The sequence below is a fragment of the Pseudogemmobacter sp. TB195 genome (genome assembly GCF_058313095.1).
The window spans coordinates 440,503-467,168 of sequence record NZ_JBZEGG010000001.1 but is presented as its reverse complement, the minus strand read 5'-3'; the positions used below and the strand labels follow the sequence as shown (position 1 = coordinate 467,168).

26 protein-coding genes are annotated in these 26,666 nt (G+C 61.7%); 11 read left to right on the top strand and 15 right to left on the bottom strand.

Annotated elements, in window-relative coordinates; genetic code table 11:
- The first annotated feature begins 69 nt into the window (after window positions 1–69).
- From dnaN to gyrB, 5 genes are all read left to right on the top strand, one after another.
- Complete coding sequence (gene dnaN, locus AC4FS3_RS02205; RefSeq protein ID WP_092900182.1) at window positions 70–1,188, top strand: DNA polymerase III subunit beta; 1,119 nt, start codon at window positions 70–72, stop codon at window positions 1,186–1,188.
- Window positions 1,189–1,246: 58 nt separating this feature from the next.
- Window positions 1,247–2,335, top strand: coding sequence for a DNA replication/repair protein RecF (recF, locus tag AC4FS3_RS02200; RefSeq protein WP_491019173.1), 1,089 nt, complete (start codon window positions 1,247–1,249; stop codon window positions 2,333–2,335).
- Window positions 2,332–2,760 (top strand): VOC family protein, encoded by a 429-nt coding sequence (locus tag AC4FS3_RS02195; RefSeq protein WP_491019172.1) that lies wholly within the window; start codon window positions 2,332–2,334, stop codon window positions 2,758–2,760. The genes recF and AC4FS3_RS02195 overlap by 4 nt, the downstream gene beginning before the upstream one ends.
- A gap of 4 nt (window positions 2,761–2,764) precedes the next feature.
- Window positions 2,765–3,385, top strand: coding sequence for a LysE family translocator (locus AC4FS3_RS02190; protein ID WP_198835307.1), 621 nt, complete (start codon window positions 2,765–2,767; stop codon window positions 3,383–3,385).
- A gap of 81 nt (window positions 3,386–3,466) precedes the next feature.
- Window positions 3,467–5,917 carry a DNA topoisomerase (ATP-hydrolyzing) subunit B gene (gyrB, locus tag AC4FS3_RS02185; protein WP_283176508.1) on the top strand — a complete coding sequence of 817 codons (2,451 nt, stop codon included), beginning with the start codon at window positions 3,467–3,469 and terminating at the stop codon, window positions 5,915–5,917.
- Window positions 5,918–5,975: 58 nt separating this feature from the next.
- Here gyrB and AC4FS3_RS02180 read toward each other — a convergent pair whose 3' ends face one another.
- The 5 genes from AC4FS3_RS02180 to AC4FS3_RS02160 all read right to left on the bottom strand — a co-directional run bounded on the left by AC4FS3_RS02180 (window position 5,976) and on the right by AC4FS3_RS02160 (window position 10,404).
- Entirely contained in the window at window positions 5,976–7,211 is a 1,236-nt protein-coding gene (locus AC4FS3_RS02180; protein ID WP_491019171.1) for a saccharopine dehydrogenase family protein, read from the bottom strand.
- 50 nt (window positions 7,212–7,261) lie between these two features.
- The gene (locus AC4FS3_RS02175; RefSeq protein WP_491019170.1) at window positions 7,262–8,356 is read right to left on the bottom strand and encodes a carboxynorspermidine decarboxylase; all 1,095 of its coding nucleotides are present in this window, start codon (window positions 8,354–8,356) and stop codon (window positions 7,262–7,264) included.
- Between the two features lie 136 nt (window positions 8,357–8,492).
- The gene (locus AC4FS3_RS02170) at window positions 8,493–9,320 is read right to left on the bottom strand and encodes a CE1 family esterase (RefSeq protein ID WP_491019169.1); all 828 of its coding nucleotides are present in this window, start codon (window positions 9,318–9,320) and stop codon (window positions 8,493–8,495) included.
- Between the two features lie 123 nt (window positions 9,321–9,443).
- Entirely contained in the window at window positions 9,444–10,148 is a 705-nt protein-coding gene (locus tag AC4FS3_RS02165; protein ID WP_491019168.1) for a winged helix-turn-helix domain-containing protein, read from the bottom strand.
- Complete coding sequence (locus AC4FS3_RS02160) at window positions 10,120–10,404, bottom strand: hypothetical protein (protein ID WP_491019167.1); 285 nt, start codon at window positions 10,402–10,404, stop codon at window positions 10,120–10,122. Before AC4FS3_RS02160 ends, AC4FS3_RS02165 begins: the two co-directional genes overlap by 29 nt.
- Before the next feature lie 303 nt (window positions 10,405–10,707).
- Between AC4FS3_RS02160 and AC4FS3_RS02155 the strand changes: the two genes are divergently transcribed.
- Entirely contained in the window at window positions 10,708–11,217 is a 510-nt protein-coding gene (locus AC4FS3_RS02155; protein ID WP_491019166.1) for a hypothetical protein, read from the top strand.
- Here the strand turns inward: AC4FS3_RS02155 and AC4FS3_RS02150 are convergent.
- Window positions 11,199–11,420 (bottom strand): hypothetical protein, encoded by a 222-nt coding sequence (locus AC4FS3_RS02150; protein ID WP_491019165.1) that lies wholly within the window; start codon window positions 11,418–11,420, stop codon window positions 11,199–11,201. The two genes, AC4FS3_RS02155 and AC4FS3_RS02150, sit on opposite strands and share 19 nt — an antisense overlap.
- Before the next feature lie 570 nt (window positions 11,421–11,990).
- Between AC4FS3_RS02150 and AC4FS3_RS02145 the strand changes: the two genes are divergently transcribed.
- From AC4FS3_RS02145 to AC4FS3_RS02125, 5 genes are read left to right on the top strand one after another with little or no spacing between them, the layout of a single operon-like run.
- Window positions 11,991–14,363, top strand: coding sequence for an ATP-binding protein (locus AC4FS3_RS02145; RefSeq protein WP_491019164.1), 2,373 nt, complete (start codon window positions 11,991–11,993; stop codon window positions 14,361–14,363).
- Window positions 14,360–15,013: a response regulator transcription factor gene (locus AC4FS3_RS02140; RefSeq protein ID WP_283176515.1), complete on the top strand. Its 654-nt coding sequence runs from the start codon at window positions 14,360–14,362 to the stop codon at window positions 15,011–15,013. Before AC4FS3_RS02145 ends, AC4FS3_RS02140 begins: the two co-directional genes overlap by 4 nt.
- Window positions 15,014–15,015: 2 nt before the next feature.
- Window positions 15,016–15,780: a LamB/YcsF family protein gene (locus AC4FS3_RS02135; RefSeq protein WP_491019163.1), complete on the top strand. Its 765-nt coding sequence runs from the start codon at window positions 15,016–15,018 to the stop codon at window positions 15,778–15,780.
- A gap of 6 nt (window positions 15,781–15,786) precedes the next feature.
- Window positions 15,787–16,479: a 5-oxoprolinase subunit B family protein gene (locus AC4FS3_RS02130; protein WP_491019162.1), complete on the top strand. Its 693-nt coding sequence runs from the start codon at window positions 15,787–15,789 to the stop codon at window positions 16,477–16,479.
- A complete protein-coding gene (locus AC4FS3_RS02125) occupies window positions 16,472–17,467 on the top strand; it encodes a 5-oxoprolinase subunit C family protein (RefSeq protein WP_491019161.1) in 996 nt (331 codons plus the stop codon). Before AC4FS3_RS02130 ends, AC4FS3_RS02125 begins: the two co-directional genes overlap by 8 nt.
- Here AC4FS3_RS02125 and AC4FS3_RS02120 read toward each other — a convergent pair.
- The 9 genes from AC4FS3_RS02120 to AC4FS3_RS02080 form a co-directional block, all read right to left on the bottom strand.
- A complete protein-coding gene (locus AC4FS3_RS02120; protein WP_491019160.1) occupies window positions 17,425–17,763 on the bottom strand; it encodes a hypothetical protein in 339 nt (112 codons plus the stop codon). The genes AC4FS3_RS02125 and AC4FS3_RS02120 overlap by 43 nt on opposite strands.
- 3 nt (window positions 17,764–17,766) lie before the next feature.
- Window positions 17,767–18,852, bottom strand: coding sequence for an EscU/YscU/HrcU family type III secretion system export apparatus switch protein (locus tag AC4FS3_RS02115; protein WP_491019159.1), 1,086 nt, complete (start codon window positions 18,850–18,852; stop codon window positions 17,767–17,769).
- Complete coding sequence (locus AC4FS3_RS02110) at window positions 18,852–19,649, bottom strand: flagellar biosynthetic protein FliR (protein WP_491019158.1); 798 nt, start codon at window positions 19,647–19,649, stop codon at window positions 18,852–18,854. Before AC4FS3_RS02110 ends, AC4FS3_RS02115 begins: the two co-directional genes overlap by 1 nt.
- Window positions 19,646–21,718, bottom strand: coding sequence for a flagellar biosynthesis protein FlhA (gene flhA / locus AC4FS3_RS02105; protein ID WP_491019157.1), 2,073 nt, complete (start codon window positions 21,716–21,718; stop codon window positions 19,646–19,648). Before flhA ends, AC4FS3_RS02110 begins: the two co-directional genes overlap by 4 nt.
- 10 nt (window positions 21,719–21,728) lie before the next feature.
- The gene (locus AC4FS3_RS02100) at window positions 21,729–22,247 is read right to left on the bottom strand and encodes a transglycosylase SLT domain-containing protein (protein ID WP_491019156.1); all 519 of its coding nucleotides are present in this window, start codon (window positions 22,245–22,247) and stop codon (window positions 21,729–21,731) included.
- 245 nt (window positions 22,248–22,492) lie between these two features.
- Complete coding sequence (locus AC4FS3_RS02095) at window positions 22,493–24,736, bottom strand: hypothetical protein (protein ID WP_491019155.1); 2,244 nt, start codon at window positions 24,734–24,736, stop codon at window positions 22,493–22,495.
- Window positions 24,733–25,602, bottom strand: a complete 870-nt coding sequence (motA, locus tag AC4FS3_RS02090; protein WP_491019154.1) for a flagellar motor stator protein MotA — start codon at window positions 25,600–25,602, stop codon at window positions 24,733–24,735. The genes AC4FS3_RS02095 and motA overlap by 4 nt, the downstream gene beginning before the upstream one ends.
- 91 nt (window positions 25,603–25,693) lie before the next feature.
- Window positions 25,694–26,257, bottom strand: coding sequence for a MotE family protein (locus AC4FS3_RS02085; protein WP_491019153.1), 564 nt, complete (start codon window positions 26,255–26,257; stop codon window positions 25,694–25,696).
- On the bottom strand, window positions 26,254–26,661 hold the full coding sequence (locus tag AC4FS3_RS02080) for a DUF6468 domain-containing protein (RefSeq protein ID WP_491019152.1): 408 nt from the start codon (window positions 26,659–26,661) through the stop codon (window positions 26,254–26,256). The genes AC4FS3_RS02085 and AC4FS3_RS02080 overlap by 4 nt, the downstream gene beginning before the upstream one ends.
- Between the last annotated feature and the right edge of the window lie 5 nt (window positions 26,662–26,666).

The window sequence follows — 26,666 nt, the reverse complement described above, 5'->3', positions numbered from 1 at the left end:
GCAAAACAGGCAACCGGGCTTCCCGGCTCGCTTCGTGCGCCCTGAATGCGGGCAAGAGGATTTGGACGAATGAAACTCTCGATCGAACGCGCATCGCTTCTTAAGGCGCTGGCTCAGGCTCAATCCGTTGTCGAGCGGCGTAATACGATCCCGATCCTTGCCAATGTGCTGATCGAGGCTGAAGGCGCCCAGGTGTCCTTCCGCGCGACCGATCTGGATATCGAGGTGGTCGACCGGACCGATGCGATGGTCGAACGCGCCGGAGCAACCACGGTCTCGGCGGTCATGCTGCATGAGATCGTGCGGAAACTGCCGGATGGCGCGCTGGTCAACCTGTCAGAGGATGGCGCCTCGGGGCGGCTGACCATCACGGCAGGGCGCTCGACTTTCAGCCTGGCGACGCTGCCGAAAGAAGACTTCCCGGTGATGGCGTCATCGGAATACAGTACGAATTTTTCGGCCCCCGCCACCGATCTGCGCCGGCTGTTCGACAAGGCGAAATTCGCGATTTCGACGGAAGAGACACGCTATTATCTGAACGGCGTCTATCTGCATGTCTCGACCGGCGATGATGGACCGGTCTTGCGCGCGGTAGCGACCGATGGTCACCGGCTGGCACGGATCGATGCGCCGCTGCCGGCAGGCGCCGAAGAGATGGCAGGCGTGATCGTGCCGCGCAAAACCGTCAACGAGCTGCGCAAGCTGCTTGATGATGATGAGGCGAAAATCGCGGTCTCGGTTTCCGAGACCAAGATCCGCTTCGCGACCCCGGCGATCACGCTGACCTCGAAAGTGATCGACGGCACTTTCCCGGATTATACCCGCGTGATCCCGCAGCATAACACCCGCCGGCTTGAGGTCGACGCCAGCGAATTCGCCAAAGCGGTTGACCGGGTGGCGACGGTGTCGTCAGAGCGCTCGCGCGCGGTGAAGCTGTCGCTTGACGAGGATCGGCTGGTGCTTTCGGTCAATGCGCCGGACAGCGGTGCGGCGGAGGAAGAGCTCGCCGTCGCCTATGCCGATGAGCGGCTGGAAATCGGTTTCAATGCGAAATACCTGCTGGAGATTGCCAGCCAGGTGGATCGTGAGAATGCGGTGTTCCTGTTCAATTCTTCAGGCGATCCGACGCTGATGCGCGAAGGCAATGATACATCGGCGGTCTATGTTGTGATGCCGATGCGCGTCTGATTTCGGGCCGCAAGGTGGGGGCCAGCCCCCACACCCCCGGGATATTTAGGGACAGAAAATGAGCGGGCTTTGGGTCACTACGCTGAGCCTGTCGCATTTTCGCAGCCACCAGGCTTTGCGGCTGGAATTTGACGGAAGACCGGTGGCGATTTCCGGGGCGAATGGCGCCGGAAAGACCAATATTCTGGAAGCGGTGTCGCTTCTGTCGCCGGGGCGCGGTTTGCGTGGGGCGACGTCTGAGGAATTCATCCGCCGGCCCGAAGCAATCGGCTGGAAAATCACTGCGGATGTATCGGGCCCGGGCGGGTTGCACCGGCTGGAAACCTGGGCCGAACCGGGCGGAACGCGGCAGGTCCGGCTTGATGACAAGGCCACGACCCAGCTGGCGCTTGGCCAGGTGATGCGGGTTCTGTGGCTGGTCCCGGCGATGGACCGGCTCTGGCTGGAAGGCGCCGAGGGGCGGCGCAAATTCCTCGACCGCATGGCTTTGTCGTTTTTTCCCGACCATGCCGAAGCCACGCTGGCCTATGAAAAGGCGATGCGGCAGCGCAACCGCCTGTTTCGCGACGAAGTCAGTGACCCGCACTGGTATTCCGCGCTTGAGGCGCGGATGGCCGAGACCGGCGAGATCATCGCCGCCAACCGGAGCGCGGTGCTGGAGCGGATCAAAGCGGCCCAGGCGGGGGCGGTTTCGGCCTTTCCCCGAGCCGATCTCAGGCTGAGCCACCCGGAAGACGACAAGGGCAATCTTGCCGCCGCCCTGGCATTGGGCCGGCGGCGGGATATGGCGGCAGGGCGGGCGCTGGCAGGGCCGCATCGTGCCGATCTCGAGGCGGTCTACAGCGACAAGGGCGTGCCGGTCGCGATGTGCTCTACCGGCGAGCAGAAGGCGCTCCTGATCTCGCTGATCCTCGCCAATGCGCGTGCTCTGGCGGCCGAGACCGGTTTCGCGCCGGTTTTGCTGTTGGATGAGGTGGCGGCGCATCTCGACCCGGGCCGGCGCGCGGCGCTTTATGACGAGATCTGTGCACTGGGCGCCCAGGCGCTGATGACCGGGACAGATGCATCCTTGTTTGACAGCCTTGGCGGAAGGGCGCAGACACTTGTTGTCGCCGCAGACGGCACCCGGTCGAGAGTGAGCCAATGACACCACAACGCGTTACCCTGATCACCCTTGGCGTGGCCGATCTGCCTGCCGCGCGGGCCTTTTATGCGCGACTTGGCTGGCAGGAACATGGCGAAAGCCAGGAGGGCGTTGCCTTCTTCCAGATCAATGGTCTGGCCCTGGCGCTGTTCGGGCGCGAGGCACTGGCGGCGGATCAGGGCCGGCCCGGTGCAGCGCTTGGCAGCGGCGCCGTGGCGCTCGCACAGAATTTCGCGACAGAGGCCGAAGTTGATGCGGCCTATGCTGCGGCGCTGGCGGCGGGCGCAACCGCGCTGAAAGCGCCTGAGAAAGTGTTCTGGGGCGGTTATTCCGGCTATTGGGCCGATGCGGATGGCCATGTCTGGGAAGTGGCAATGAACCCCTTCTGGCCGCTGAATGCCGATGGCAGCCTGACCTTGCCGGAGTGATCCTGTGACCGTGACCCTGTGGCAATTGCTGGTTTATGCCGGCGCGATGGCAGCGCTTTGGGCGGTGCCGGGGCCGGTCTGGGTCGCATTGCTTGCGCGGGCGCTTTCGGGTGGCTTTGCGGCGGCCTGGCCGCTGGCGGTGGGGGTGGCGCTTGGCGATCTGGCCTGGCCCTTCGCCGCAATCATGGGGATGAGCTGGATCCTCAGCCAATATGGCGGGTTTCTCGAGATCCTGCGCTGGCTGGCGGCGGCGATTTTCCTCCTGATGGGGATCATGCTGCTGCGCGCGCCCGGCGGTGCCGTTACCGCCGACAGCCGGCTCACGCGGCCCGGGCTGATCGCAGGCTTTACCGTCGGCCTTGCGGCGGTGATCGGCAACCCCAAGGCGATCCTGTTTTATATGGGGGCGCTGCCAGGGTTCTTCTCGCTTGATCAGCTGAACCGCTGGGACATACTGGCGATCATCTCGATTTCCGCCTTCGTGCCGATGCTCGGAAATCTTGCCCTCGCGCTGTTTCTCGACCGGGCGCGGGCGCTGTTGCAAAGCCCCTCCGCGCTGCGGCGGCTCAACATCGCGGCTGGGGTTATGCTGATCCTCGTAGCCCTGCTTATCCCCTTTCTCTGACTACAAAATCTTGTGGCATATGCGTGACATTCCCGGCCTGAACCGCTATAACTCGCGAGCAATCTGAGGGGTTACGAGAGTATGGCTGACGAAGCCCGTAAGACCACCGAATACGGTGCCGATTCCATCAAAGTTCTCAAAGGGTTGGAAGCAGTTCGCAAGCGGCCCGGCATGTATATCGGCGATACCGATGACGGCTCGGGCCTGCATCACATGGTCTATGAGGTCGTCGATAACGGCATTGACGAGGCGCTGGCCGGTCACGCCACCGAAGTGGTGGTGACGATCCACGAAGACGACTCCGTCTCGGTGCGCGACAATGGGCGCGGCATCCCGGTCGGCATCCACGCAGAAGAAGGCGTTTCAGCAGCCGAGGTCATCATGACCCAGCTTCATGCCGGCGGGAAGTTCAACAATACAGATGACAGCGGCAATGCCTATAAGGTCTCGGGCGGCCTGCACGGGGTCGGCGTTTCTGTGGTGAACGCGCTGTCGGAATGGCTCGACCTGACCGTCTGGCGCGACGACAAGGAATATAAGGGCCGGTTCGAATTCGGCGAATGCACCACGCATGTCTATGAGGCGGGCCCGGCGCCCGGCAAACGTGGCACTCAGGTGCGGTTTCTCGCCTCGGCCAAGGTCAATCGCCCGGATGGGACGTTTTCCAACCTTGAATACAGCTTCAAAACGCTGGAACACCGGCTGCGCGAACTTGCGTTCCTGAATTCGGGTGTCCGGATCGAGCTGAATGATCTGCGCACCGCCGAGCCGCAGCATGTCGAGCTGTATTACGATGGTGGCGTGCGGGAGTTCGTGAAATATCTCGACCGCTCGAAACAATCGGTGATGGCCGAGCCGATCTATATCGTCGGCGAACGCAACGGGATCGGCGTCGAGGTCGCGATGTGGTGGAACGACACCTATCACGAAAACGTCCTGCCCTTTACCAACAATATCCCGCAACGCGATGGCGGCACCCATATGGCGGGCTTCCGTGGCGCGCTGACGCGGACGATCACCTCTTATGCGCAAAGCTCGGGCATCGCGAAAAAGGAAAAGATCGACTTTACCGGCGATGATGCGCGTGAAGGCCTGACCTGCGTGCTTTCCGTGAAAGTGCCGGATCCGAAATTCTCCAGCCAGACCAAGGACAAGCTGGTCTCTTCCGAGGTGCGGCCTGCGGTCGAGAACCTGGTGAATGAAAAGCTGAGCGAGTGGTTTGAAGAGAACCCTGCCGTTGCAAAGGTGATCGTTGGCAAGATCCTCGAAGCGGCGCTGGCCCGCGAAGCGGCGCGAAAAGCGCGCGAGCTGACCCGGCGCAAAACGGCGATGGATGTAAATTTCAACGCGGCCAAGCTGAAGGACTGCACCGAGAAAGACCCGTCGAAATCTGAAGTCTTCCTCGTCGAGGGTGACTCGGCAGGCGGGTCGGCCCAGACCGGGCGCGACCGGAAGAACCAGGCGATCCTGCCGTTGCGCGGCAAGATCCTGAACGTCGAACGGGCACGGTTTGACAAGATGCTGGGCAGCCAGGAAATCGGCAACCTGGTGATGGCGCTTGGCACCGGCATCGGTCGTGACGAATTCAACATCGCCAAACTGCGCTACCACAAAGTCGTCATCATGACCGATGCCGATGTCGACGGCGCGCATATCCGGACGCTTCTTCTGACCTTCTTCTTCCGCCAGATGCCGGAGCTGATCGAGGGCGGCTATCTCTATATCGCGCAGCCGCCGCTTTATAAGGTCGCGCGTGGCAAGTCCGAGGTCTATCTGAAAGACCAGGCCGCGCTGGATGATTATCTTGTGGAACAAGGACTTGAAGGCGCTGTCCTGCGTCTGGCAACGGGCGAGGAAATCGCCGGCGCCGATCTGGCGCGGGTGCTTGACGGCGCCCGTCAGTTCCGCCGGATCCTTGATGCCTTCCCCTCCCACTACCCGCGACCGATCCTTGAACAGGCGGCGCTGGCAGGGGCATTTGAGGCCGGCGCGGCAGATCGTGACCTCCAGTCCGTGGCGGATCAGGTGGCGCGGCGGCTTGACCTCGTTGCGCTGGAATATGAGCGTGGCTGGTCGGGGCGTATCACCCAGGACCAGGGCATCCGCCTGTCGCGTATTCTGCGGGGCGTCGAAGAGCTGCGGACGCTCGATGGGGCCGTGCTGCGATCGGGCGAAGCGCGCAGGCTGGCGCAATCCGCCGGCACCCATCGCGATGTCTATCGCAATCCGGCCCGCCTCGTGCGCAAGGATCGCGAGCAGATGATCCACGGGCCCGGCGATCTGTTGAAAGCCATCCTCGCCGAAGGCGAGAAAGGCCTTTCGCTGCAACGCTATAAGGGTCTGGGCGAAATGAACCCCGAACAGCTGTGGGAAACCACGCTGGACCCCGAGGCCCGCACGCTGCTGCAGGTGAAGATCGACGATGTGGCCGAGGCCGACGATATCTTCACCAAGCTGATGGGCGATGTGGTGGAACCGCGTCGCGAGTTCATCCAGCAAAACGCGCTGACGGTCGAAAACCTCGATTTCTGATCAAAGCATAAAGAAACCCCCGCGAAGCAGGCGCTTCGCGGGGGTTTTTCTTTGGCTGTCAGTAGCTGAGCAACCGGTCGCCATCCTTGTCGATGATGCGCGTCGGCAGGCCGATTTCGTTAAGAAGATTGATAAAAGGCTTCGGATCCAGCTCTTCGGCATTAACCATCGTGCCGACATCCCAGAGGCCTTCGGCAATCAGAACCGCAGCCGCAACCGGCGGAACACCTGCGGTATAGCTGATGCCCTGGCTGCCAACCTCTTCGTAGGCTTCCTTATGGTCGGCGGTGTTGTAGATCATCACCTCGACCGGCTGACCGTCTTTCTCGCCTTTGACGAAATCGGCAATCAGCGTCTTGCCGGTATAGCCGGGCGCCAGCGTTGCCGGATCGGGCAGCACGGCCTTGACCACTTTCAGCGGGATGACCTCCTGGCCTTCGGCGGTCTTCACCGGCTGCTCGGACAAAAGCCCGAGGTTTTTCAATACGGTAAAGACGTTGATGTAATGGTCGCCAAAGCCCATCCAGAACCGCACATCGGCCTGAGGATAGTTTGCGGCAAGGCTGTGAACCTCGTCATGGCCCGACATATAGGCCTTTTGCGGACCGACAACCGGCAGATCCCAGGTCTTGCCGATCTCGAACATCTGGTTTTCCTGCCAGGCACCGCCCTGCCAGGAATAGACCGTGCCGGTGAATTCGCGGAAATTGATCTCAGGGTCGAAATTGGTCGCGAAATACTTTCCATGCGAGCCGGCATTGATGTCGACGATGTCGATCTCGGTAACCTTATCCATCATATCGGCCGCAGCACGCGCCCAGACGTTAACCACGCCCGGGTCGAAACCGATGCCCAGAACGGCCGTCACGCCCGCCGCTTTGCAGGCCTCGCGCTTTTTCCATTCATAATTGCCATACCAGGGCGGCGTCTCGCAGATCTTAGTCGGATCTTCATGAATTGCGGTGTCAATATAAGCGATGCCGGTCTCGATACAGGCGTCCAGCACCGTCATATTCACGAAGGGAGAGCCCACATTGATGACAATCTGAGCCCCGGTCGCGCGGATCAGTGCCGCCACCGCCTTGCTGTCCATCGCGTCGACCGAATGGGCGTCAAAGCGACCTGCTACTTTCATCGCGCTTTTCTCATGGACTGAGGCAATGATCGCCTCGGCCTTGGACTTCGTGCGGCTGGCGATATGCAGCTCCCCAAGGCGGTCATTCAGCTGCGCCGCCTTATGCGCCACCACCTGAGCGACGCCACCGGCGCCAATGATCAACACGTTGCGTTTCATGGGGAAACCGCCTCCTCTTGAGTGCTGGGGAAGGGGGGACTGTCTGGGCCTCAGCCGAGACTGTCCCGGTAATCGGCATAGCCGAATTCGCGTGCGACGGTGAGCGAGCCATCCAGCTCTTTCACCACGATGGACGGCATTTTCACGCCGTTGAACCAGTTCTTTTTGACCATGGTATAGCCTGCGGCATCCGGGATCGAGATCCGGTCGCCGATCTGCAAAGGCGCTTTGAACCCATACTCGCCATAAATATCGCCAGCGAGACAGCTCTTGCCGCAAACCATGAAGCGATGCGGCCCGGTATCGTCCATCCGGGCGCTTTCGCGGTAGATCAAGAGGTCGAGCATATGCGCCTCAACCGAGGAATCCACGATGGCGAGATCCTTGCCATTGTTCAGCACGTCGAGCACCGTCACTTCCAGCGTGGTCGTGTTGGTGATCGAGGCTTCGCCCGGCTCAAGAAACACCTGGACCCCGAACCGGTCCTGAAAGACCCGAAGCCGCTCGGCCAGGGCTTTCAGCGGGTAACCTTCGCCGGTAAAATGAATACCGCCACCAAGGCTGATCCAGTTCAGACGGCGCAAAAGTGGGCCGAATTCTTCTTCGATCCGCGAGAGCTGGCTGTCAAACAGATCAAAATCGCGATTCTCGCAATTGTAATGGATCATGAAGCCGGAAATCCGGTCCATCACCCGCTCGATCTTCGCCTTGTCCCATTCACCCAGCCGCGAAAACGGCCGCGCCGGGTCCGCAAGATCAAAGCCGCTCGTCGAAAACCGTGGGTTCAGCCGCAATCCACGCTGGATCTGGGCCGATTGATTGTCGAACCGCTCCATCTGGCTGATCGAGTTGAAGATGATCTTGTCGGCATAGCCAACCGCCTCTTCAATCTCGTGATCGGCCCAACCCACGGAATAGGCATGGGTTTCTTTGCCGAACTTCTCGCGCCCCAGCCGCAGCTCGTAAAGCGAAGAAGAGGTCGTGCCATCCATATGCTGCGCCATCTGGTCAAACACCGGCCAGGTCGCAAAACATTTCAGTGCCAGCAGGCATTTCGCGCCCGAAAGGCTGCGAATCTCATCCATGATCGCCATATTCCGCGCCAGCGCGGCGCGATCGATCAGGTAATAGGGCGTCTGGATCATCGAATCCCCCCGGGTTGCAGCAGAGAACCAACGGCCACACGGCCAGAACGGCCATGTAGGGCCGCAGGCCCTCTGATGCAAGCATCATCGGTGCTGCTTAGCCCGCCGTCCATGACGGCGGGATGACAAAAAGCTGTCACTTTCCCGCGAACCAGGCCCAGGCATCGGCGGCAATGGCGGGCGCCGCGTCGTAGAACCAATGATCGTGACCGGGGATCACCACCAGGTCGGTCGGATGCCCGGCAGAGGCCAGAAGCTGCGCCGAGCGCCGCACCTCGGCAAGAGAACACAGGCGATCCTTGTCGCCGACATAGATCCGGACCGGCACCGGATTCTCCGGCAGACTGGTCGCAAAAAGTGACCCCGCATGCGCCACGACCGCCCGCACACCCGCAGGCGGCCGGACGGAAAGCGCAAGCGCCATATTGGCACCCGCCGAATGTCCGAAAAGATAAATCCGGCTGCGATCTAGCGCATAGAGATCGGCGGCATCGGCAAGAACCGCCTCAAGGAATTCGACGCCATCGCGGCTGGCCGACCAGGCCTGGCTGTCGACGGCATCCGGTGCGATCAGCATCAGGCCCTCGCTTTTTGCAATCGCCTGCCAGGGCGCCAGCATATCGCGCCCGTTGCGGCCCGAGCCGTGGAACAGGATCACGACAGGCGCGATCTGGCCGGATTTCGCCCCGTCATAGCCGTACCATGTCCGGCTTACGCCATTAACCTCAAGGATATGCTCGCTGACGCCCGGGCCAGGGATGGCCGGCGCCGCGCCCTGACGTGGTGCGGCAAGCGTCGCGTTGACGGTTTCGGTGAAATCCGCCCCGCCCGAGGGGCCAGTAACCGGGGACAGTCCCGTGGCTGGCTGCCAGTCCGGGATGAAGCGCGGCGCGGCAAGCAGAAACGCGCCGCCCAAAAGCGTGAAAAAAACGAAAGAGAGGAGCGTGTTCAGGTAGCGTTTCATTCCGGGCAATTTTCAGTATCTTTGGACAGGGTTCGCCTCCTGATTGCTGCCCGATTGAGACAACCAGAAGGCGTCAAGGTGATTTGTTGGGTCCAACTCACGGGAAACGGCAACAATCCCGGGTCAGATCATACGGATCGTTTCCTTTCCAACGGCCAAAACATAACCGCGCCGGGCAATGGTCTTCACCAGAAGCTCGCTCACCAGTTGATTGCCAAGCGCGTCGCGGAGCCGTTTGACCCGCGTCGCCCCTGCCGCCTCTTCGCAATCCGCCTCGGACCGGCCCGAGATCACCGCTTCAATCTGCACCCCGGTCAGCACCTCATCATCCATCCGCGCCTCGGCCAGCACAGAGAGCGTCTCCAGCGCGGCCTCGGTCAGGGTGAATTCCAGGTCGTTGATATAGACCGCGCGCGCCTCGCGCGAGATCATCAGCGACGAGACCTGGATGCCTGACCGCTGAATCGCGCCGATCTTCTTGGTCAGCACGATAATCATCACAAGGAAAACCAGCGCCGCGACCAGAAGTGCAGACGAAAAGACCAGCAGCACGAAAATCACCATCCGATAGCTGGTCAGAACTTCGGAAAAAGTGGTTCCCGACCCCGCCAGAATCTCAAGAAGCCGGATCTCGGCCCCGCTGCGCAGATCGTCATTTTCAATAAAGATCCGCTCCACCCTTGCGTTGAACGCATTGGCGTCGGGCAGGTTCAGGAACAAGAGCAAGGCGGCCGCGAACAGGATCAGCACGATCCCGGCGATCCCGAAGGTCACAACCCGGTTGCCCTGTTTCAGACTGTCAGTAACGAAGGAACCAGGCCCCGGCATTCGCTTTCCTCTCATCCAGCCCCTCCGGCCCGAAAGTGGACAGGACATTAAGCAAAGTCCAGCCGCCGGCGGCAAGACGGGGTTTCAGCTCGGATCCGGCCTTGCCGGGAGAGCAATTGCCATCGGAAACCTGTGCCACCCCATAGTGGAGCTGCAACGGGTCATCTTTCTTGGCCTTGTAATCTGCGTAGCAATCAGCCGCCGCAGGCCCGGCAAGGGCCAGCGCCAATATGGCAGCAAGCATGTTTCTGATCATCTCCGGCTCCATCGTCGGAATACTGCCCGTCCCTTAACGGGGCGTTATATTTCTGCGCTCAATCTGCGGAAATCCGCCTGGATATTCAATAACGAGCAAGGTCTCAGGGCGCTGATATCCCATATCACGCGCATCGGGGGCGGCTGTTATGGCCTGGCCATGCGCCGTTATTGCGCGACCTGGCCGCTGCGAGCCAGGTCGGGTCATCCGCTGCAGGACGCTGACGGCCCTCCCGAACTCAGATCGGGGTCGAGGACACCGGCAGCGACGGACAGTGGCGCAACAAGACCCAAGGAGGCATTCATGCAGCATCACAGGACAGAAGCGGCTCCGGCCCGGCAGAGCAACCAGTCGCATTCCGGTGATTTCGATTTCGGCCAGGCCCGCGCGACGGGAAAGCCGCGGAAAACAGCACGCCCCGGCCTCACCGCCGGTCTGATTGGCTTTGCTTTTGCCATTTCGATGTTCATGCCCGTCGGCGCTAAGGCAGAAGCCGCCTGGCAGCGCTATCCCGATCAGCTGAGCGAGCCGGTCCGTCCGGGCATTCTGCCAGAGGTGCTGAACGTGGACAGCAAACGCGGGGGGCGCCCCGGCTGGGACAAGCCGCATCGCCTGCGCCTGCCCGGGGTTTGCGCACTGGAGATCGACGGGCGCCGCGGCTACAGCGGTTATTCCGAAAATTGCCTTCGAAATCAGGGGCTGCGCGAAAAGCTGCCGCGTGACTGCGGCACCGCGGCCCGCGTTTTCGGGCAGCGCGACCGGCTGTTTTCGGCAGGCTGCCTGCGTGATTTTGGCTATCTGCTGCGCGATTGATCCGCCACAGCCCGCGCGTCCGCACACTGGGCGCGCGGTTTCAGCCGGCTAACGGAGCCCCAGAACCCGGCCAGCTGGCCGACCGATTTCTCGCCCTCGACCAGGTGGCAGCGGAACAAAAGCCGGTGTCGGTTGCCAGGTGCCCTCAGGAGCGCGCCCGCCACATCGGCGGCGGCGAGCAGGGTCTGCGGCTTCAGGTCCATTTGGGTATGCGTCTGGCTCTATCTACATAAAATCGCAGATAAAATCAAAGCAGGCGGCGGGCGGCCAAACTGAGAGAAGTGGCCCGAAAACAAAAGCACCCCCGAGGCCGAGGGGGACTCCGGGGGTGAGATCACCGACAACTGGTCCGCCGGCGCGTTGCCGGGAACCGGCAACCACCAACCGGCGGCCTGACAGGTTACTGACTGACACATCAACTCGTTAAGCGCATTGGCAACGTTCGTGCACAACGACCGCCCAAGGCCCAGACCGCCGGTGGTCTGAAACTGGAACTCTACGGATCCGGCATACAGATTTATTCCATGGGTCCGGTAAAAGTTAAATTCGCGTGGTTGCCTAGGCAGAACTGCCTACTTCCTTTTACAGGGCCACTGGCATTCGCCGACCGTAGCCTCTAACCTGCCCCGGATCCGGCCAAGCCCCGGAAGCTTGCAATAACAGGCAGAAATTTTGCAATCAGGCCCGAGAATTGCGTCACCACTATACTGCCCCGGCCCCGCCGAGACCGCCTTCCGTGGCGTCAATCCGCGCCTGGCCTGCGGAGGCCGATGATGCGGTATTCGCTGCGGATCCTTCTGGCACTCTGCCTTGCCGGCCTGCAGCTGATCGCTGTTCTTGCAGTGGTGTTCTCGTCATATTTCACCTCGGAAAAGGCGCTGATCGCCCATGCGCGCCACCTGTTGCGCGATGTCGGCACCAATGCGATCGAACATTCCAAGGGCTTCCTGAACCCCGCCCAGGGTGCCGCCGAACTCGCGGCGCGGCTGGCGCAGAACCAGGTGGTTGCCAGCGATGACCAGGCGCGGCTTGAACAGCTTTTGTTCCAGCAATTGCAGATCTCGCCGCAATTCGCCGGCCTCTATTTCGGCGGCGAGGATGGCAATTTCGTCATGGTCTCACGCACGCCAGATGAGGCAGGACCGTTCCGCACCAAGCTGATCACCAATGAAAACGGCATCCGTCGGATCGAGCTGATCTGGCGCCGGGATGACTTTTCGATCATGGCGCGGCGGCTGACCCCGGACGACCCCTATGACCCACGTACGCGCTCCTGGTTCATCCTGGCAAAGAACAGTCTCGGTACGGTCTGGACCGACCCCTATATCTTCTTCTCGTCGCAACAGCCGGGGATCACCCTGGCGGCGCCGGTGCTGCGGCCGGTAAAAGGTAAACGGGGGGCCAGCGGCGCGCGCAGGTCGATCTGGGGCGTGGTCGGTGTCGATATCGAGATCAATCGCATCTCGGAATTCCTGTCGCGGCTGCAGATCGGCACTTCTGGCAAGGCACTGATTATACACAAGAACGGAGATGTTATCGCGCATCCGGATATGGACCTGTTGCGGATCACTGCCGAGGATGGCTCGTTGCGCTTCGCCAGTATCAGCGAGATCGACGACCCCATCGCGCGCGCCGCCTTTGCGCCGCTGGCGCGCAGCGGCGAGTTGAAGATCGCCCAGCTCACCCCCTCACAATTCACCTATAAAGGTGAATCCTATGTCTCGACCGTCATGCCGACGATCAGTGGCAAATTGCCCTGGACCATCGGCGTCTATGCGCCCGAGAGCGACTTTACGGCCTCGATTAAGGACAACCGGACCCAGAATATCTGGATCGCGGTGCTGGTTGCCGCGACCACCGGCATTGTCGGGCTTTTGCTGGCCGATTACATCTACCGCCCCGTCCGCGCCTTTGCGGTTCGCAATGCCTTGATTTCTCAGGGTGAAGTCGACCCCACTAAACCGCCGCCGCGCACCTATAAAGAGCTGGAAAAGGCAAATTCCACCCTGATGCAGCAAATCGTGGCCCGCCGCGAAGCAGAGCGCGAATATGGCCAGACGTTCGAGCTTTCCACCCGCGCGATGGCGCAGATCTCTCCGGTGGATGGTTCGGTCATCCGCGCCAATGCAAAGTTCGCCGAACTGGTCGGCGCCCCCTCGCCCGAGGCGGTGATCGGGCGTAAGGTGACGGATGTCGCGCATCCTGATGATCTCACCAACTATCCCTGCGCCGATGACCCACTGATCTTCGACACCAACGGCACCGAGGCCAGCCACGAGATGCGCTGGTTCCGGCGTGACGGCTCGCTGATCTGGGTCAAGCTGAATTCGATCATCATCCGCGATGAGGCAGGCAAGCCCTTGCATGGCGTGTTGACCGTCGATGATGTCACCGAGGAAAAGGCCCGCGCCGCCAAGATCGAGCAGCTGAACCGCGACCTTTCCCATATGGCGCGCGGCAATACGATGGGGCAAATGGCGGCCGGCCTCGCGCATGAGCTGAACCAGCCGCTGACCGCCATCTCGCAAAATGCCGATACCGCCTTGCTGGCGCTGCAACTGGGCAAATGGACCGACACCGAACTGCGCGAACTTCTGACCGAAATCGAAAGCCAGTCTCTGCGCGCCGGGGATATCATCCGCGCGTTGCGGGGTTTTATCCGCAAGGACGAAGGAGCGCTTACGCCTTTTGATTTCGCTGAACTTCTGGGCCAGACGCTGCGCCTCGTTCATGCCGAGGCCAGCGATTCCGGGGTCCGGATTGTCGAGGATCTCGGCGTGCTGCCGCAAGTTCTGGGCAACCGGATCCAGGTGGCGCAGGTGCTGGTCAATCTTTTGCGCAACGCCATCGAAGCCATTGCCTCTGACAGCGAAAACACTCGCCAGGTGACCGTGACCGTGCGGCCTTTTCTGCAGGACAGCCGCGACATGCTGGTCGTGACGGTCGAGGATACCGGGCCCGGCGTCAGCGACTCCATCACGCTATTTACCCAGTTCGACACATCGAAGCCCGAAGGCATGGGTCTTGGCCTCTCGATCTGCCGGTCGATCATCGAGGCCAATGGCGGCACGCTCTGGCATGAAAAGCCAGGCACGCGGGGCGCAAGATTCTGTTTCACGCTGAACACAGCTGCGGAGGCGGTATGAAAGAGCAGTCGATTGCACAGCAGGACCCCGTAGCCGGGCTGACGGTCTTTCTGGTCGATGATGACGAGGCGATCCGCAATTCACTCGCCCGTGCGCTGCAAAAACGCGATTACCGGGTCGAGACATTTGCCTCGGCGGCGGATTTCCTGCTCCGCTATGATGGAGAGGCCCCCGGCTGCCTGATCCTCGATTACGGGATGCCGGGGATGAACGGGCTGGAATTGCAGGCCTGGCTGGCCAGGGCTGGCCATGCCCTGCCGATCATCTTCATCACCGGCCATGGCGGCGTGCCGGAATCGGTGCAGGCGATTAAGGCGGGCGCGCTGGATTTTCTTGAGAAACCCTTCCGTCAGTCTGTGCTGATCGAACGGATCGAGACCGCTTTCGCGATGGTTGCCGAACATCACGCCGCCCGCGCCGGGACCGAGCGGCTCAGGGCGAAATTCGACCGGCTTACCAGCCGCGAAATGGAAATCGTCAGCCATATGGTGTCAAACCCGTCCGAGACCTCCAGCAAAGAGGTCGGCGCGAGGCTCGGGATCAGCCCGCGCACCGTCGATCACCACCGGGCGCGGATCCTGGAAAAACTGCAAATCCGCTCGGTGGCCGAGCTGATCTCGATGGCGCAGCATTTCCTCGCAAAGGGCTGAACATGGGGCAGATCGACCTTAATTCCGATCTCGGCGAAGGCTATGGGCCCTGGACGATGGGCGAGGACGCCCGGATGCTTGAGCTTGTGACTTCGGCAAATCTCGCCTGTGGCGGCCATGCCGGTGATCCCGAGACCATGTTCACCGCGCTGTCGCTGGCGGTTTCCCGCGATGTCGTGATCGGCGCCCATCCCGGCTATGCCGACCGCGAGGGATTTGGCCGAAGGGTGATCCCGATGCAGCCGGCCGAAATCACCCGGATGGTGGTGGCCCAGACCGCCGCTTTGCAGGGTCTGGCCGCGCTGGCCGGGGCCGAGATCCGCTATCTCAAGCCCCATGGCGCGCTGTCTGGCCTGGCCGCCGGGGATCCGGTAGTAGCAGGCGCCATCGCGGATGCGATTGCGGCGCTGCCGGGCAGCCTCGCATTGCTGGCGATCTCGGGGACGGCGCTGGAAAGCACAGCGCGCGCGCGCGGCCTTACCGTTTATTCCGAGATTTTCGCAGATCGCGCCTATCTGCCCAATGGCCAGCTGATGCCACGCGGCCAGGTCGGCGCCGTGCTGCATGACGCTGACGAGATTGCCGAACGCCTGATCGGGTTCCTCGACAGCGGGATGATGCCGGTTGCAGGCGCGGCGCCGATTACGCTCAATGCGCAGTCGGTCTGCATCCATGGTGATACGCCGGGCGCCGTCGATCTTGCCACCGATCTGCGCCAGCGGCTGAGCGCGGCGGGCGTGGTGATCCGTCCCTTCCTGGCCGGCTGAGCAATGATGACCGACGCGCCCCGCTTTCGTCCCGTCGCCGAACATGGCCTGCTGGTGGAATTCGGCGAGGGTGTGGATACGGCGCTGCATGACTGTGTGATGGCGCTGGATGCCGCACTGAACGCGGCGCCACCGCAGGCCATGATCGAAACCGTGCCCGGGAATGCCTGTCTGCTGGTGCGTTTCGATTGCCTGGAGACCGATCATGCCAGGGTCGAGGCAGACATCCGTCAGCGGCTCGACACCGGGCGGCCGCAGGTGACGGAAAGCCGGTTGCATGACGTGACGGTATGCTATGACGCGCCCTTTTCTCCGGATCTGGCTTCGGTTGCGGCGATGACGGGGCAAAGCCCGGAGGCGGTGATCGCCGCCCATCTTGGCGGCGCGTATCAGGTCAGCCTTTACGGCTTTGCACCGGGCTATGCCTATCTGACCGGCGTGCCAGATTCGATCCGCCTGCCTCGCAAATCCGCTGCCATCCGTGACATCCCGGCCGGATCCGTTTTGATCGCGGGTTCGCAATGCATTGTTTCGACACTTAAAATGCCGACCGGATGGTGGATCATTGGCCGTTCGGCCACAAGCATTCTCACGGCCGACACGGCCCGCCCCTTCCTCTTCGATCCCGGCGACCGGGTGCGGTTTCGCCGTATTCGCCAGGACGATCCGGAAATGGCCCCGGAAATGACCGATGTCTGAGGTCGAACTCTGCCTGCGCTTTGCCGGTCCGCATGTCTCGATCCAGGACGAGGGCAGGCCAGGCTGGGCGCGTTTTGGTGTGCCGCAATCGGGCGCGATGGACCGGCTGGCGATGCGGGCCGCGAATGCGGCCATCGGGAACGCCCCCGGCACGCCGGTGATCGAGATTTCGCGCGGCGGCGTTCAGATCGGCTGCGAGGCGGGAGAGATCGCCTTTGCCCTCACCGGCGGTGGTTTCATCCTGGAACATGCCGGCAAGCGCCTGGGATCCTGGTCACGCGGGCTGCTGCGGGCCGGCGAAACCCTGGTGATCCGGCCTGGCATCTGGGGCAACTGGTGCTATCTGGCCTTTGCCGGGCAAAGCCTGGTACACACCTGGCTGGGGAGCGCCGCGACCCATGGGGCCTCTGGCTTCGGGGGTGGCAAGCTTGTGACGGGAGCAAAGCTGCATTTTGCCCCGATCGGGCCGCGCCTTCCTTTGTCACCGCGCATCCCGTGCCCGATCCTGGCACGCCCCCGCCACATCTTGCGTGTAACACCCGGCCCGCAGGAGCGTTACTTTCCCAAAAGTTCCATCGAGGCGCTCTATGCCGGCCCCTGGAAGGTGACGACTGCAGCGGATCGGATGGGAACCCGGCTCAACGGCCCCGCAATTGCACCGCTTGCGCCGCTTGATATGGCCTCAGAGCCGCTCACGCGCGGCTCGATCCAGGTGGCGGGGGACGGGGTGGCAACGATCCTCACCGCCGATCATCAGACGACGGGCGGCTATCCCCGGATTGCGACGGTGCTCGATTGCGACCTTGACGCCTTTGCGCAGGTGGCGCCGGGCCAGAGGGTCGCCTTCCTGCCGGTTTCGCCTGGACAGGCCATTGCTTTTGCCCGGCAGCACCAGGCCGCCTCGGGGCGCTACTTAGCCCGCCTCTCTTTCCTTAGTCAGCCGGTTCAGGGTCTCTTCTTGCCCTCCTGCAGCCGGGCGAGAACCTGATCTCTTCCGAAGGCCTGTCGCGCCGCCGCGAGCTCAGTACGCCAGATCACCTCTTGCCGCGCCAGGTGCTGGTTCAGTTTTGTCCTGCGCCCGGCCGCCCATCCTTCATAAATCAGAAACCTCTGCGCCTCGGTCATATCCGCCATCGCCGCCTCATCCGGAACCCGGTTCAGCGCCGCCAGCCTTTCCCTGACTGAATCCCGCTCTGCCGCAGCTTTGGCGAGGCTGGCCGCCCGAAGGTCAAGCACCATGCCGGCCATCCTGCGCAGCCGATGCAGTTTTTCGGCCCGATTCATCGCTCACCTCCGTCTTCTGGCTTTTTCCCGCATCATGGCCGCAAACCGGATCGCGGCGGCCACGGCGGCATAATGCTCGCGCCGGATCTCCTGGCCGATCTCGGTGATCCTATAGATCGCGCGCGCGGTGGCAGGATCGCGCCGGATCGGCACCCCGGCCTCCTGCGCGCGTTCCCTTATCCGCGCCGCGATTTCATCGATGCCTTTGGCAACACAAACCGGTGCGCCGCCCCTGATCCGGTCCCATTTCAGCGCGACGGCGTAATGGGTCGGGTTGACGATCACCACATCCGCGCCCGGCACATCGGCAAGCATCTGCCGCGTCGCAATCTCCTGCGCCCGACGCCGGCGATCAGCCTTCATATGCGGATCGCCCTCGCTGTCTTTCATCTCATCGGTCAGGTCTTTCCGTGTCATCCGGTTGCGCCGCATGAATTCGGCCCGTTGCCAGAGGTAATCCACCGCGCCGATAACCGCGTTGAGCGCAATCACCAGCGCAAGGAATCCGGCAAGCAGTCTGACCAGCAAAAGGGCCACCTGCCCGGCCTCGAGCCGGGTGCTGCCAATGATCTGATCGGCGCGGCTGGTCAGAAACAGCGCAAGGGCCAGCGAAATCAGGACCATTTTCGCTGATTTCTTTAAGAAATCGACCAGACCGCCGCGGCCGAATTTCTGCCCGAAATTGCTGATGATCGAAATGCGGGACATCTTCATATTCAGTTTCGACGGCGCAAATACAAACCCTTTTGACGCAATCAGCCAGATCAGGATCAATGCCGCCGGCACCAGAAGCAGCGCGAGGACCGGGCCGACCATCGACAGAGCAGCCCTGCCGATCACCGCCGCCGCTCCCTGATCTCCGGGTCCCGGAAGGCGGTCGGCCTGATCAAAAAACGCCGCCGCCACCTCTCCGGCCCGGGTGATGGCAACTTTGCCAAAAATGGCAGCGGCCAGCAGAATGCCCGCACCTGCAAGCGCGGCGTGAATATCCTCGGATCTGACCGCATCGCCCTCTTCCCGCGCCCTTTCCAGCCGGCGGGGGGTCGGGTCGAACTGCTTTTCATCCTGATCGCTGTCGGAGCCAGACATCACCAGGGTCCGAACGGGTCAAGCAGGCGGACGCCCATGACATCCTGCCAGCTTTGCAGCAGGAAAGGACTGGCCAGGGCAAGCAGGATCAGGCCGCCAAGGGTGAGGGCCGGCGCCCCGATAAAGGTCACCATCAGAGAGGGCATGGCGCGGTTGATCGCCCCGAGCGCAAGATTATAAAGCAAGGCCGCCAGGATGAACGGTGCAGAAAGCGTGAATGCGAGGGAGAAAGCCCGCGCAGTCAGCCCCAGCGCCCAGCGCGAGATCTCGCCCGGATCGGGCATCTGCCCTTGCGGCAGAACCTCATAGGACCAGACCAGCAATTCCACAGATCGTGCCAGCCCGCCCATAGAGCAAAACAGCACGAGCCCGCCAAGTGTCAGCAGATTGGAGACGATGGGCTGGGGCTCGGGCCCGGTTCCGTTGAACATCTGGGCGAGTGAAATCGACTGACCGATCATCGTTCCTGCGGTTTGCAGGCAAAGGATCATCAGGCGCAGCGTGAAACCAAGGAGCAGGCCCGCGACAACCTCGGCCGCAATGGTGAGAGGGGTAAAGATGGCGCTTTGCGGATCAGAGCCCGGCAGGCCGGCAGGCGCCTCGAGAACGGCAGGAAACACAATCGCCGTCATGACCATTACGGCGGTGATCTTAACCTTTTGTGGCAGGAAGCTTTCGCCGAAACCGGGGAGCAGTGCGACCGCCGCGCCGACGCGCAGAAACACGAGGGCCGCCTGCCAGATCAACCCCTCCGCGATGCCGAAAACGCCGCTGAGTTGCGCGATCAGACCGGTCATGCTGCGACCTGCCCGAAAAGCGCGGGGCGATTGTCAGCGCCGATTTCCTCATAGGAGAGGACAGGAACCCTGAGCCCCCGCGCCTGAAGGACGGTCCGCAGGAACCGTCGCCTTGCCGCCGAGGTAACGATCGCAGGCGAGGCGCCACTCTCTCCGGCCTGACCAATTTTTTCCGCTATCCCATTGGCAAGTTTTGCGAAAATATCCGGCGGGAGGGCGACATCGCGCAATCCGCGGTCCCCGTCGGTTTGATGGGCCTGGAAGGTCCGCTCCCATTCTGGGGCAAGCTGGATAAGGGGCACGGTCCCATCTTCGCGGCGGAATTCGGCAACGATCTGGAAACCGAGACGCTGACGGACATGTTCGCAGACCGCTTCGGGAGATCCGAAACTGCGCGCCTCGGCGACCGCTTCCAAAATCAGCGGCAGGTTTCTGACCGAAACCCGCTCCTCCAGCAGCAGGCGCATCACCGCATGAAGCAGATCCATCGGCACTTTTTCCGGGATCATGTCGTCGAGCAGACGGCGGTTCGCCTCCGCCCTGCCACGGTCTGAAAGATCGGTGAACTCATCGAGCAGACGGCGCAGACCACGCAGTGAGAGCAGACGCGACAGGCTGGATTTCAGCACTTCGAGCAAATGGGTGGCAAGGACTTCGGCCGGCGACACCACCGTCAGACCGGAGAGAACCGCATCCTCCTGATATTCCGGCCGGATCCAGCGGGCAGGCGCGCCATAGACGGGCTCTTTGACATCCTCACCCTCAGGCGCGCTGGCACCATCAGACATCAGCACCAGCACGCAATCCGGAACCAGCCGGTCGGTCACCTTTGCGACGCCCTGAATGCGGATCCGGTAGTGGCCGCCCGGCAGCATGGCCTCATCTGTGAGGCGAATTTCGGGGAGAATCAGCCCATAGGTCGAGGCGATGTGATTTCGCATACTGGCAATCCGCCCATCCAGGCCGGTCGCAGGATCCAGCGCCATATCCACGAGATCTGGCGAGAATTCGATATGAATTTCGTCAAAATCAAGCACATCCCCGATATGGTGTTTTGCAGTGGTCTGGCTATTGCTGAGCTCTGGCTCGGCCTTTTCGACAGGCTTTTTCCAGACCATGCGCGCAAGCCCTCCAAGCCCTGCCGCCGTGCAGATGAACGGAAGAAAGGGCATGCCGGGCAAAACCGCTAGAACCGCCATCAGCCCGGCAACTGTTGCAAGGGCGGCGGGATAGCGCCCAAGCTGCTCGACCAGGCTGATATTGACGGCGCCTTTTGTCCCGCCGCGCGCGAGGAGGAGGGCTGCTGCAACCGAGATAATCACCGCGGGGATCTGACCCACCAGACCATCCCCAACCGTAAGAATCGCGTAGGTCGAGAAGGCGCGGGCGGCATCCATATCGTGCATCCCGATACCGACGGCCAGGCCCACCACAAAGTTCAGCGCGGTAATCATCAGGCCGGCGATCGCATCGCCTTTTACAAATTTCGAAGCACCGTCAAGAGAGCCGAAGAATGTGGTTTCCGCCAGCTCGGTTTCACGCCTCTGGCGTGCCTCATCATGCGTTATGGCGCCGGCGGACATATCTGCATCAATCGCCAGCTGGCGCCCCGGCATCCCGTCGAGCGCAAAGCGCGCGCCCACCTCTGCCATTCGCCCCGCGCCTTTTGTAATGACGATAAAATTCACGATCATGATGACGGTGAACACCACCAGGCCGAGCACGATATTGCCGCCCATGATAAAGCTTGCGAAGCCCTCGATCACATGGCCGGCCGCAGCCGTGCCGGTATGGCCCTGGCTGATGATCAGCCGGGTCGAAGAGACGTTCAGCGCAAGCCGCAGCAGGAGGGATGCAAGAAGGATCGTTGGGAAAGACGAAAAGTCCAGCGGCCGTTCGACAAACAGCGTGACAGTCAGCATCAGGATCGCCAGCGAGAAAGACAATGCGAGGCCAATATCCAGCAATGCAGGCGGTATCGGCAGGATCATCATGCCGATGACGGACATCAGGGCAACGGCCATCAGGACGGTCGGATGGAACAGGTTGCGCGCTCTCAGAGTCTCCATTTCAGCCTCCTCACGGTGACCCAAAGAGCGGGCGCGCAGAGCCTGAAACCGTCACGAGCGAGCCCGGGCTCAGAACATTTCCCATTTGCAACAAGGGGTAATTGTTCTCTCGAGGGGTATCGGCGGCCAGCAGAACACTGTCGAAAGGCTGGCCCTGAACGGCTGCATGGATCGGTCTGAAGCGCTTCATATAGCGCTCGGCAAGTTCCGGCGTAAAAGAGTGATAGGCCGCAACTGCTTTTTCCCAGCTGCCGGTCTGTTGCATCAGGTCTGACAGAAATCCGGCCGCGTAATCGGCATTTTTCTGCGGGTCTATCATCGCATCAGGTGATGCAAAGGCTTCGCCATGCCAGCGCCAGTTTAACTGAAAACAGCCTATATCTATATTGGTCACGCCCCTGGCGATGACAGTGTTGAGCCATTGCAGCGCCTGCTCCCGGCTGTCGAACCATTTGCTGTCGCCCGCCTGGTTCAGCGCCCAGGGCCAGGGCTCCGGTCCATTCATGCCCTGACGGCCGCTTTCAGTCATTGCGACTGCCAGCAATATGTCACGCGGCACACCGGCGACCTGTGACGCACGGTGAATTGCTTCCAGACATTGCCGGGAATAGTCAGCACTCTGACCTCGTGCTGGAAGGAAAACTGCACAGATCATGAAAAGCGCAAGGCCAATCGGGAAGCTGTATCGTGACATTCTGTCTGATCCACAGGAGCCGGGTCATTTCCGGATGAAGCGTGCAATTCGACTATTGCGCCCTGGTGGTTGCCAAAGGGTTACGGGAACTGACGCGGAATGGCCTGTATCAGTTCGACTATGGCCTCGCGTGCAGCCTCGCTTTCGCCTGCCAGCCTTGTGCCGCGCGCGAGCATCCCCTCGGAAGCTCCGTCTGCCGGAGATGAGAGCACCATCGCCGCAGCCGGACTGAGGCCCGCCGCATCCTGATCGGCAATGTAGCTCCATTCGCCGGCCCAGAACTCCGCCCGCAGCGCTCTGCGCTTGTCGCCGCTTGCCAGGAAAATAGCAGCGGCAGCATTGGCGTTTCCCAGTTGTATCGCGGCCCGCGCCCGCAAGGCATCCGCTTCGGTACCGGCGAGGCCCGCAAGGACCCGAACCGCAAGCCGGGCATCGCGGAGGGCAAGTGCGGCCTCAGCTGCCAGCATTTGGTCGGCCTCTGCCTCCAGGCCATCGGCAGGCCCAAGCCAGTGCAGCGCTTCCTGAGCAAAGCCGAAACGCAGCAACCGTTGAGCAACCTGTCTGTTAACTTCTCTTTTTCCGCGCGGTGGGACAGAAACCTTCAGCGCCTCTTTCAGCAATATCTCATCCGGTGCCGCAACTGAGGCCAGTTCCCACAGGTCTCCGACTGCATCGGGGGCTTCCGGCAGGTGATCGAACGCAGCCCGAAAATCGCCCGACATGGCAAGAGTAAGAACTTCTGCCCGTCGGATGCGTGAATAGCCGTCTGTCCCTCGCAGTTCTGCTGTCAATGCGGAGAGCTGCGCCGCCAGATCCGGCGGAACCAGGCGATCCGCCCCGAAAGCAGATTCCGCACGCAAAATTGCCGCCTCCGCAGCCGAAACTCCCGGATCGGAGAGCACTTCTTCCGCAATATCCGCGGCCGCGTAGGCATTGCCGGTTGCCAGTTCAATTCCGGCATCCATTAACTGAACCTGTTGCCCTGTCGGCCCGGGCACACGCAGAACAGCATCCCGCAAGCGCCGGGCGGTGGTTTCGTCGCCCTGCGCCATGAAATAGCTGACCAGAACAGGTGCGAGGTGGCGGCGCAGATCCTGAGACAGCGCCGAGAAACTGCGGGTAACTGCGGCCGTATCTGGCGCAGTTGCACTTCGCTCAGATCCCGCTGTCGCAAGCGCAAGAATTGCCCACAGGGCAGCATAGGAATCGCAGCTTTCCATCCCCGAAAAAGCACCGCGAGGCCCAGGTTCCAGATCCACCAGATAACTGAGGTCGTAAAGCGCTGGCCGTTGAGCCGCCTCTTCCACAGGAAGAAGTGTGAGAATTTGCCTCGCCTCTGCGCCGAAGCCGAGTGCAATATTAACCTGGGCCGCCTCGAGCACATTTTCGACCACTGGCTGGTCGAACTCTGTCAGGAGATTCGTACGCAGATTGCTCAATGCGGTAAGCGGAGATTGGTCGGGAAGCCATGCCCCAATATCTGTCATGTGATCGGGAAGACAGGGTTTACCGTCAGCCGTCAGATTTGGCCCCGGGGACCTGTCGGTTCCGGCGCGTATTCCCGGCATCTCGCCATTCGCAATCCGCACGCCGGGGGCTTCGGCCAGGGGGGATTTCGCCGCCGCCGGCAACTCTGTGAGAGCTCCGGGCACGACAACCCCTTCGACGATGCCCAGACTGATCTGCCGCAAGAGCGCATCGCGCAATGGATTCAGCAAAAAACGCACTTCATCGCTGGCATCTTCATCGCTTCTTGAAGGCTCTGATGGCAGACCGAATCCTGCGATTTCAAGCCAGTTGTAGCGAAATTTCTGCTCCACTCCTGACGCCGGAGAGGCTTTCGGCGGCCTGATAACCGGTGCGTCAATAATCGGGGCCGCCGGGTATTGTGACGGCTGACTTCCTTTGGCAGGGTCATCGGGCACCAGAGGGCGTTCAAATTCTGATCCGGGGGGCGCGGGTCCGTTTCTGACATCTATCGCAACAATGCCCGGCCTGACCTCGAAAGCGATTGCATAACAGGTGCAGCCGATATCCATCCGAAGCGACCCGGTCTCTTTGTCCTGCCAAAGAGACCGGATGCGGGATTTCGGGATTTTATCGAAGGCTTTGCTCAGATCATACCCGTCAGGCTGATCTTCAGCCCTGAAGGCGTAGCCCCGCCCCTCCTTGCCAAGTTTCCATTGGCCGAGCGACGCCGCTTCGATCACAATCCGTGTAAATTCATCATGTTCGCCACCACGAATCCGGGCAATTTCGGCCTGAGAAGCAAATGGCAGCAGGATGACGAAGACCGCAATCGCATTCAGAAACGCGCGCATCATGCTGCCTCTTGCTTAAGAGCACGCAGCGCTTCTTCAAGATCGCCGAATTCCGGGCGCATGTGATGCGGGGTGTTCTGGCGTCCGACCTCGATACAGATATTCGCCGGATGGCGATGCAGGTTGGCGATCAGAACCTCCCGTATCAGATTGTAGAAATGGCCGTCCTCCTCAACCACCGCGCGGACACGCGCCGCGAAAGGCCCCATGAGCCCATAGGCCAGGAACACGCCGAGAAAGGTACCCACCAATGCGCCACCGATCATTTTGCCAAGGATTTCGGGCGGCTGATCAATGGAGGACATCGTCTTGATGACCCCAAGAACCGCCGCGACAATCCCAAGCGCAGGCAGGCCATCGGCCATATTCTGCATCGCATGACTGGAGTGCAGCGCGTGGTTCATCTGCACTTCCATGCGTTTGTCGAGAACCTCCTCCACCTGATGGGGGTCGTCGTAGTTCATCGAGGCCGCGCGCAACGTGTCACAGATCAGATCAACGGCGTCGTGATCCGCCTGAATGCGGGGATATTTGCCAAAGATGGTCGAAACGCCGGGATTCTCTACATGTTCCTCCAGGGCGACGGGGTTCGCCCTGGCCAGCCGCACCAGCTCGAATAACAGGCAGAGCAGATCGCGGTAGTCTTCTGGCCTCCACCTGGGGCCTTTGAAGACCTTGCCAATGTCCCGCATGGCCTGTTTCACGCCGGACATTCCATTCGATATCAGGAAGGCCCCGACGGCCGCACCACCAATCATGGCCAGCTCGAACGGCAGGGCTTTCAGAATGATCCCGAGTTTACCGCCAGCCGCAGCATAGCCGCCGAAGACCATGATAAAGATCACTGCAATGCCGATCAGACCGATCATGGGAAATATTCCTGCCTTGGTTCACGCCAGCCTGGACGCAAGCCGTTAAAAAAACGCCAGGCTTGCCGCCCGTCAGCCAGCCGATCCGCAGCTATTCGCGCGGCGCAGCCGCATTCCTGCCCGCGAGAATGGCACTGACCGCATAGGCCTTGTCCGGCGCCATGCCGGTCAGGATCGCCGCAGCGGCATCGGGGCGCATCCGCCCCAGAAATCCGGCGGCAAATTGCGACTCCATCGCAGTGAAAAGAAGGGCGGCATCTTTTGGCTTCATCGATTCGTAGACAGTCGTCAGCCGTGCAAGATCCGCCTCCGCCGCACCATCCGCGAGCGCGAGGGTCGCACGCAGCTCCGTCTCAGTCTGGCGGAGGGCTTCTATTCTGCCGTCGAGGACCTCACCCGCGAGATCCAGGGCCGCTGCGCGATCCGCCAGCGCAGCTTCCTGAGCTGTCACCCTGGCCTCCCGCGCCGAGAGGGCGGCGGCAAGCTCCTGCGGCAACGGACCACAGCCTTCGGCAACCACGGCCTCCGGCACGGGATCGGCGCCTGCCGCCCGGGCAAGCGAGGATCCAAGGCCATCGCCAAACCTCACCGCCCCGGATGCCGCGAACAGAAAGGCGATCAGAACCAACGTACCGCGCCCGGCGCGACGGCTCATTCGGCGGCTTCCACCACGCTGCCGCGTCGACGCACCAGCCGCACGCGACGCAGATCCTCGCTGGCCTCTGGTGTCCTGGCCACGGCATATGGCTTCAACGCAAGGCCGCCAGGCGAAGCCGCCGGGATATCATGCATCGAGGCCACCATAAGCTCGAGCCTGGTCGAGAGCTCTTCCGCGCGGCTGGTCAGCACCGCAAGACGCTGGCCGGACTGACCCGCCACCTGCTGCGCCTTTTCCAGCGCCCGCGTCATCTCATCAACCTGGCCTGAGAGCACGGCAATCGCCCCCCCCATCCCGGTTTCCAGCGCGGTAAAGCGCCGCAGGCGGCCCGCCAGAACATGGCAGTAGACTGCTGCCGCCAAGGTCGCGGCCAACAGCAGAATATCGGCGATCAAGGTCATATCAG

Excerpts from the sequence above, each read along its gene's own strand:
- AC4FS3_RS02145 (WP_491019164.1), top strand. The coding sequence starts at position 11,991 with ATGCGGTATTCGCTGCGGATCCTTCTGGCACTCTGCCTTGCCGGCCTG.
- AC4FS3_RS02195 (WP_491019172.1), top strand. The coding sequence starts at position 2,332 with ATGACACCACAACGCGTTACCCTGATCACCCTTGGCGTGGCCGATCTG.
- AC4FS3_RS02095 (WP_491019155.1), bottom strand. The coding sequence starts at position 24,736 with ATGATGCGCGCGTTTCTGAATGCGATTGCGGTCTTCGTCATCCTGCTG.
- AC4FS3_RS02170 (WP_491019169.1), bottom strand. The coding sequence starts at position 9,320 with ATGAAACGCTACCTGAACACGCTCCTCTCTTTCGTTTTTTTCACGCTT.
- AC4FS3_RS02080 (WP_491019152.1), bottom strand. The coding sequence starts at position 26,661 with ATGACCTTGATCGCCGATATTCTGCTGTTGGCCGCGACCTTGGCGGCA.
- AC4FS3_RS02085 (WP_491019153.1), bottom strand. The coding sequence starts at position 26,257 with ATGAGCCGTCGCGCCGGGCGCGGTACGTTGGTTCTGATCGCCTTTCTG.
- AC4FS3_RS02135 (WP_491019163.1), top strand. The coding sequence starts at position 15,016 with ATGGGGCAGATCGACCTTAATTCCGATCTCGGCGAAGGCTATGGGCCC.
- dnaN (WP_092900182.1), top strand. The coding sequence starts at position 70 with ATGAAACTCTCGATCGAACGCGCATCGCTTCTTAAGGCGCTGGCTCAG.
- AC4FS3_RS02110 (WP_491019158.1), bottom strand. The coding sequence starts at position 19,649 with ATGACCGGTCTGATCGCGCAACTCAGCGGCGTTTTCGGCATCGCGGAG.
- motA (WP_491019154.1), bottom strand. The coding sequence starts at position 25,602 with ATGATCGGTCTGATCGGCATTGCAGTGATCTTTATCATGGTCTTCGGC.
- flhA (WP_491019157.1), bottom strand. The coding sequence starts at position 21,718 with ATGGAGACTCTGAGAGCGCGCAACCTGTTCCATCCGACCGTCCTGATG.
- recF (WP_491019173.1), top strand. The coding sequence starts at position 1,247 with ATGAGCGGGCTTTGGGTCACTACGCTGAGCCTGTCGCATTTTCGCAGC.
- AC4FS3_RS02115 (WP_491019159.1), bottom strand. The coding sequence starts at position 18,852 with ATGTCTGGCTCCGACAGCGATCAGGATGAAAAGCAGTTCGACCCGACC.
- AC4FS3_RS02125 (WP_491019161.1), top strand. The coding sequence starts at position 16,472 with ATGTCTGAGGTCGAACTCTGCCTGCGCTTTGCCGGTCCGCATGTCTCG.
- AC4FS3_RS02155 (WP_491019166.1), top strand. The coding sequence starts at position 10,708 with ATGCAGCATCACAGGACAGAAGCGGCTCCGGCCCGGCAGAGCAACCAG.
- AC4FS3_RS02150 (WP_491019165.1), bottom strand. The coding sequence starts at position 11,420 with ATGGACCTGAAGCCGCAGACCCTGCTCGCCGCCGCCGATGTGGCGGGC.
- AC4FS3_RS02175 (WP_491019170.1), bottom strand. The coding sequence starts at position 8,356 with ATGATCCAGACGCCCTATTACCTGATCGATCGCGCCGCGCTGGCGCGG.
- AC4FS3_RS02180 (WP_491019171.1), bottom strand. The coding sequence starts at position 7,211 with ATGAAACGCAACGTGTTGATCATTGGCGCCGGTGGCGTCGCTCAGGTG.
- AC4FS3_RS02140 (WP_283176515.1), top strand. The coding sequence starts at position 14,360 with ATGAAAGAGCAGTCGATTGCACAGCAGGACCCCGTAGCCGGGCTGACG.
- AC4FS3_RS02165 (WP_491019168.1), bottom strand. The coding sequence starts at position 10,148 with ATGCCGGGGCCTGGTTCCTTCGTTACTGACAGTCTGAAACAGGGCAAC.
- gyrB (WP_283176508.1), top strand. The coding sequence starts at position 3,467 with ATGGCTGACGAAGCCCGTAAGACCACCGAATACGGTGCCGATTCCATC.
- AC4FS3_RS02120 (WP_491019160.1), bottom strand. The coding sequence starts at position 17,763 with ATGAATCGGGCCGAAAAACTGCATCGGCTGCGCAGGATGGCCGGCATG.
- AC4FS3_RS02130 (WP_491019162.1), top strand. The coding sequence starts at position 15,787 with ATGACCGACGCGCCCCGCTTTCGTCCCGTCGCCGAACATGGCCTGCTG.
- AC4FS3_RS02100 (WP_491019156.1), bottom strand. The coding sequence starts at position 22,247 with ATGACTGAAAGCGGCCGTCAGGGCATGAATGGACCGGAGCCCTGGCCC.
- AC4FS3_RS02160 (WP_491019167.1), bottom strand. The coding sequence starts at position 10,404 with ATGATCAGAAACATGCTTGCTGCCATATTGGCGCTGGCCCTTGCCGGG.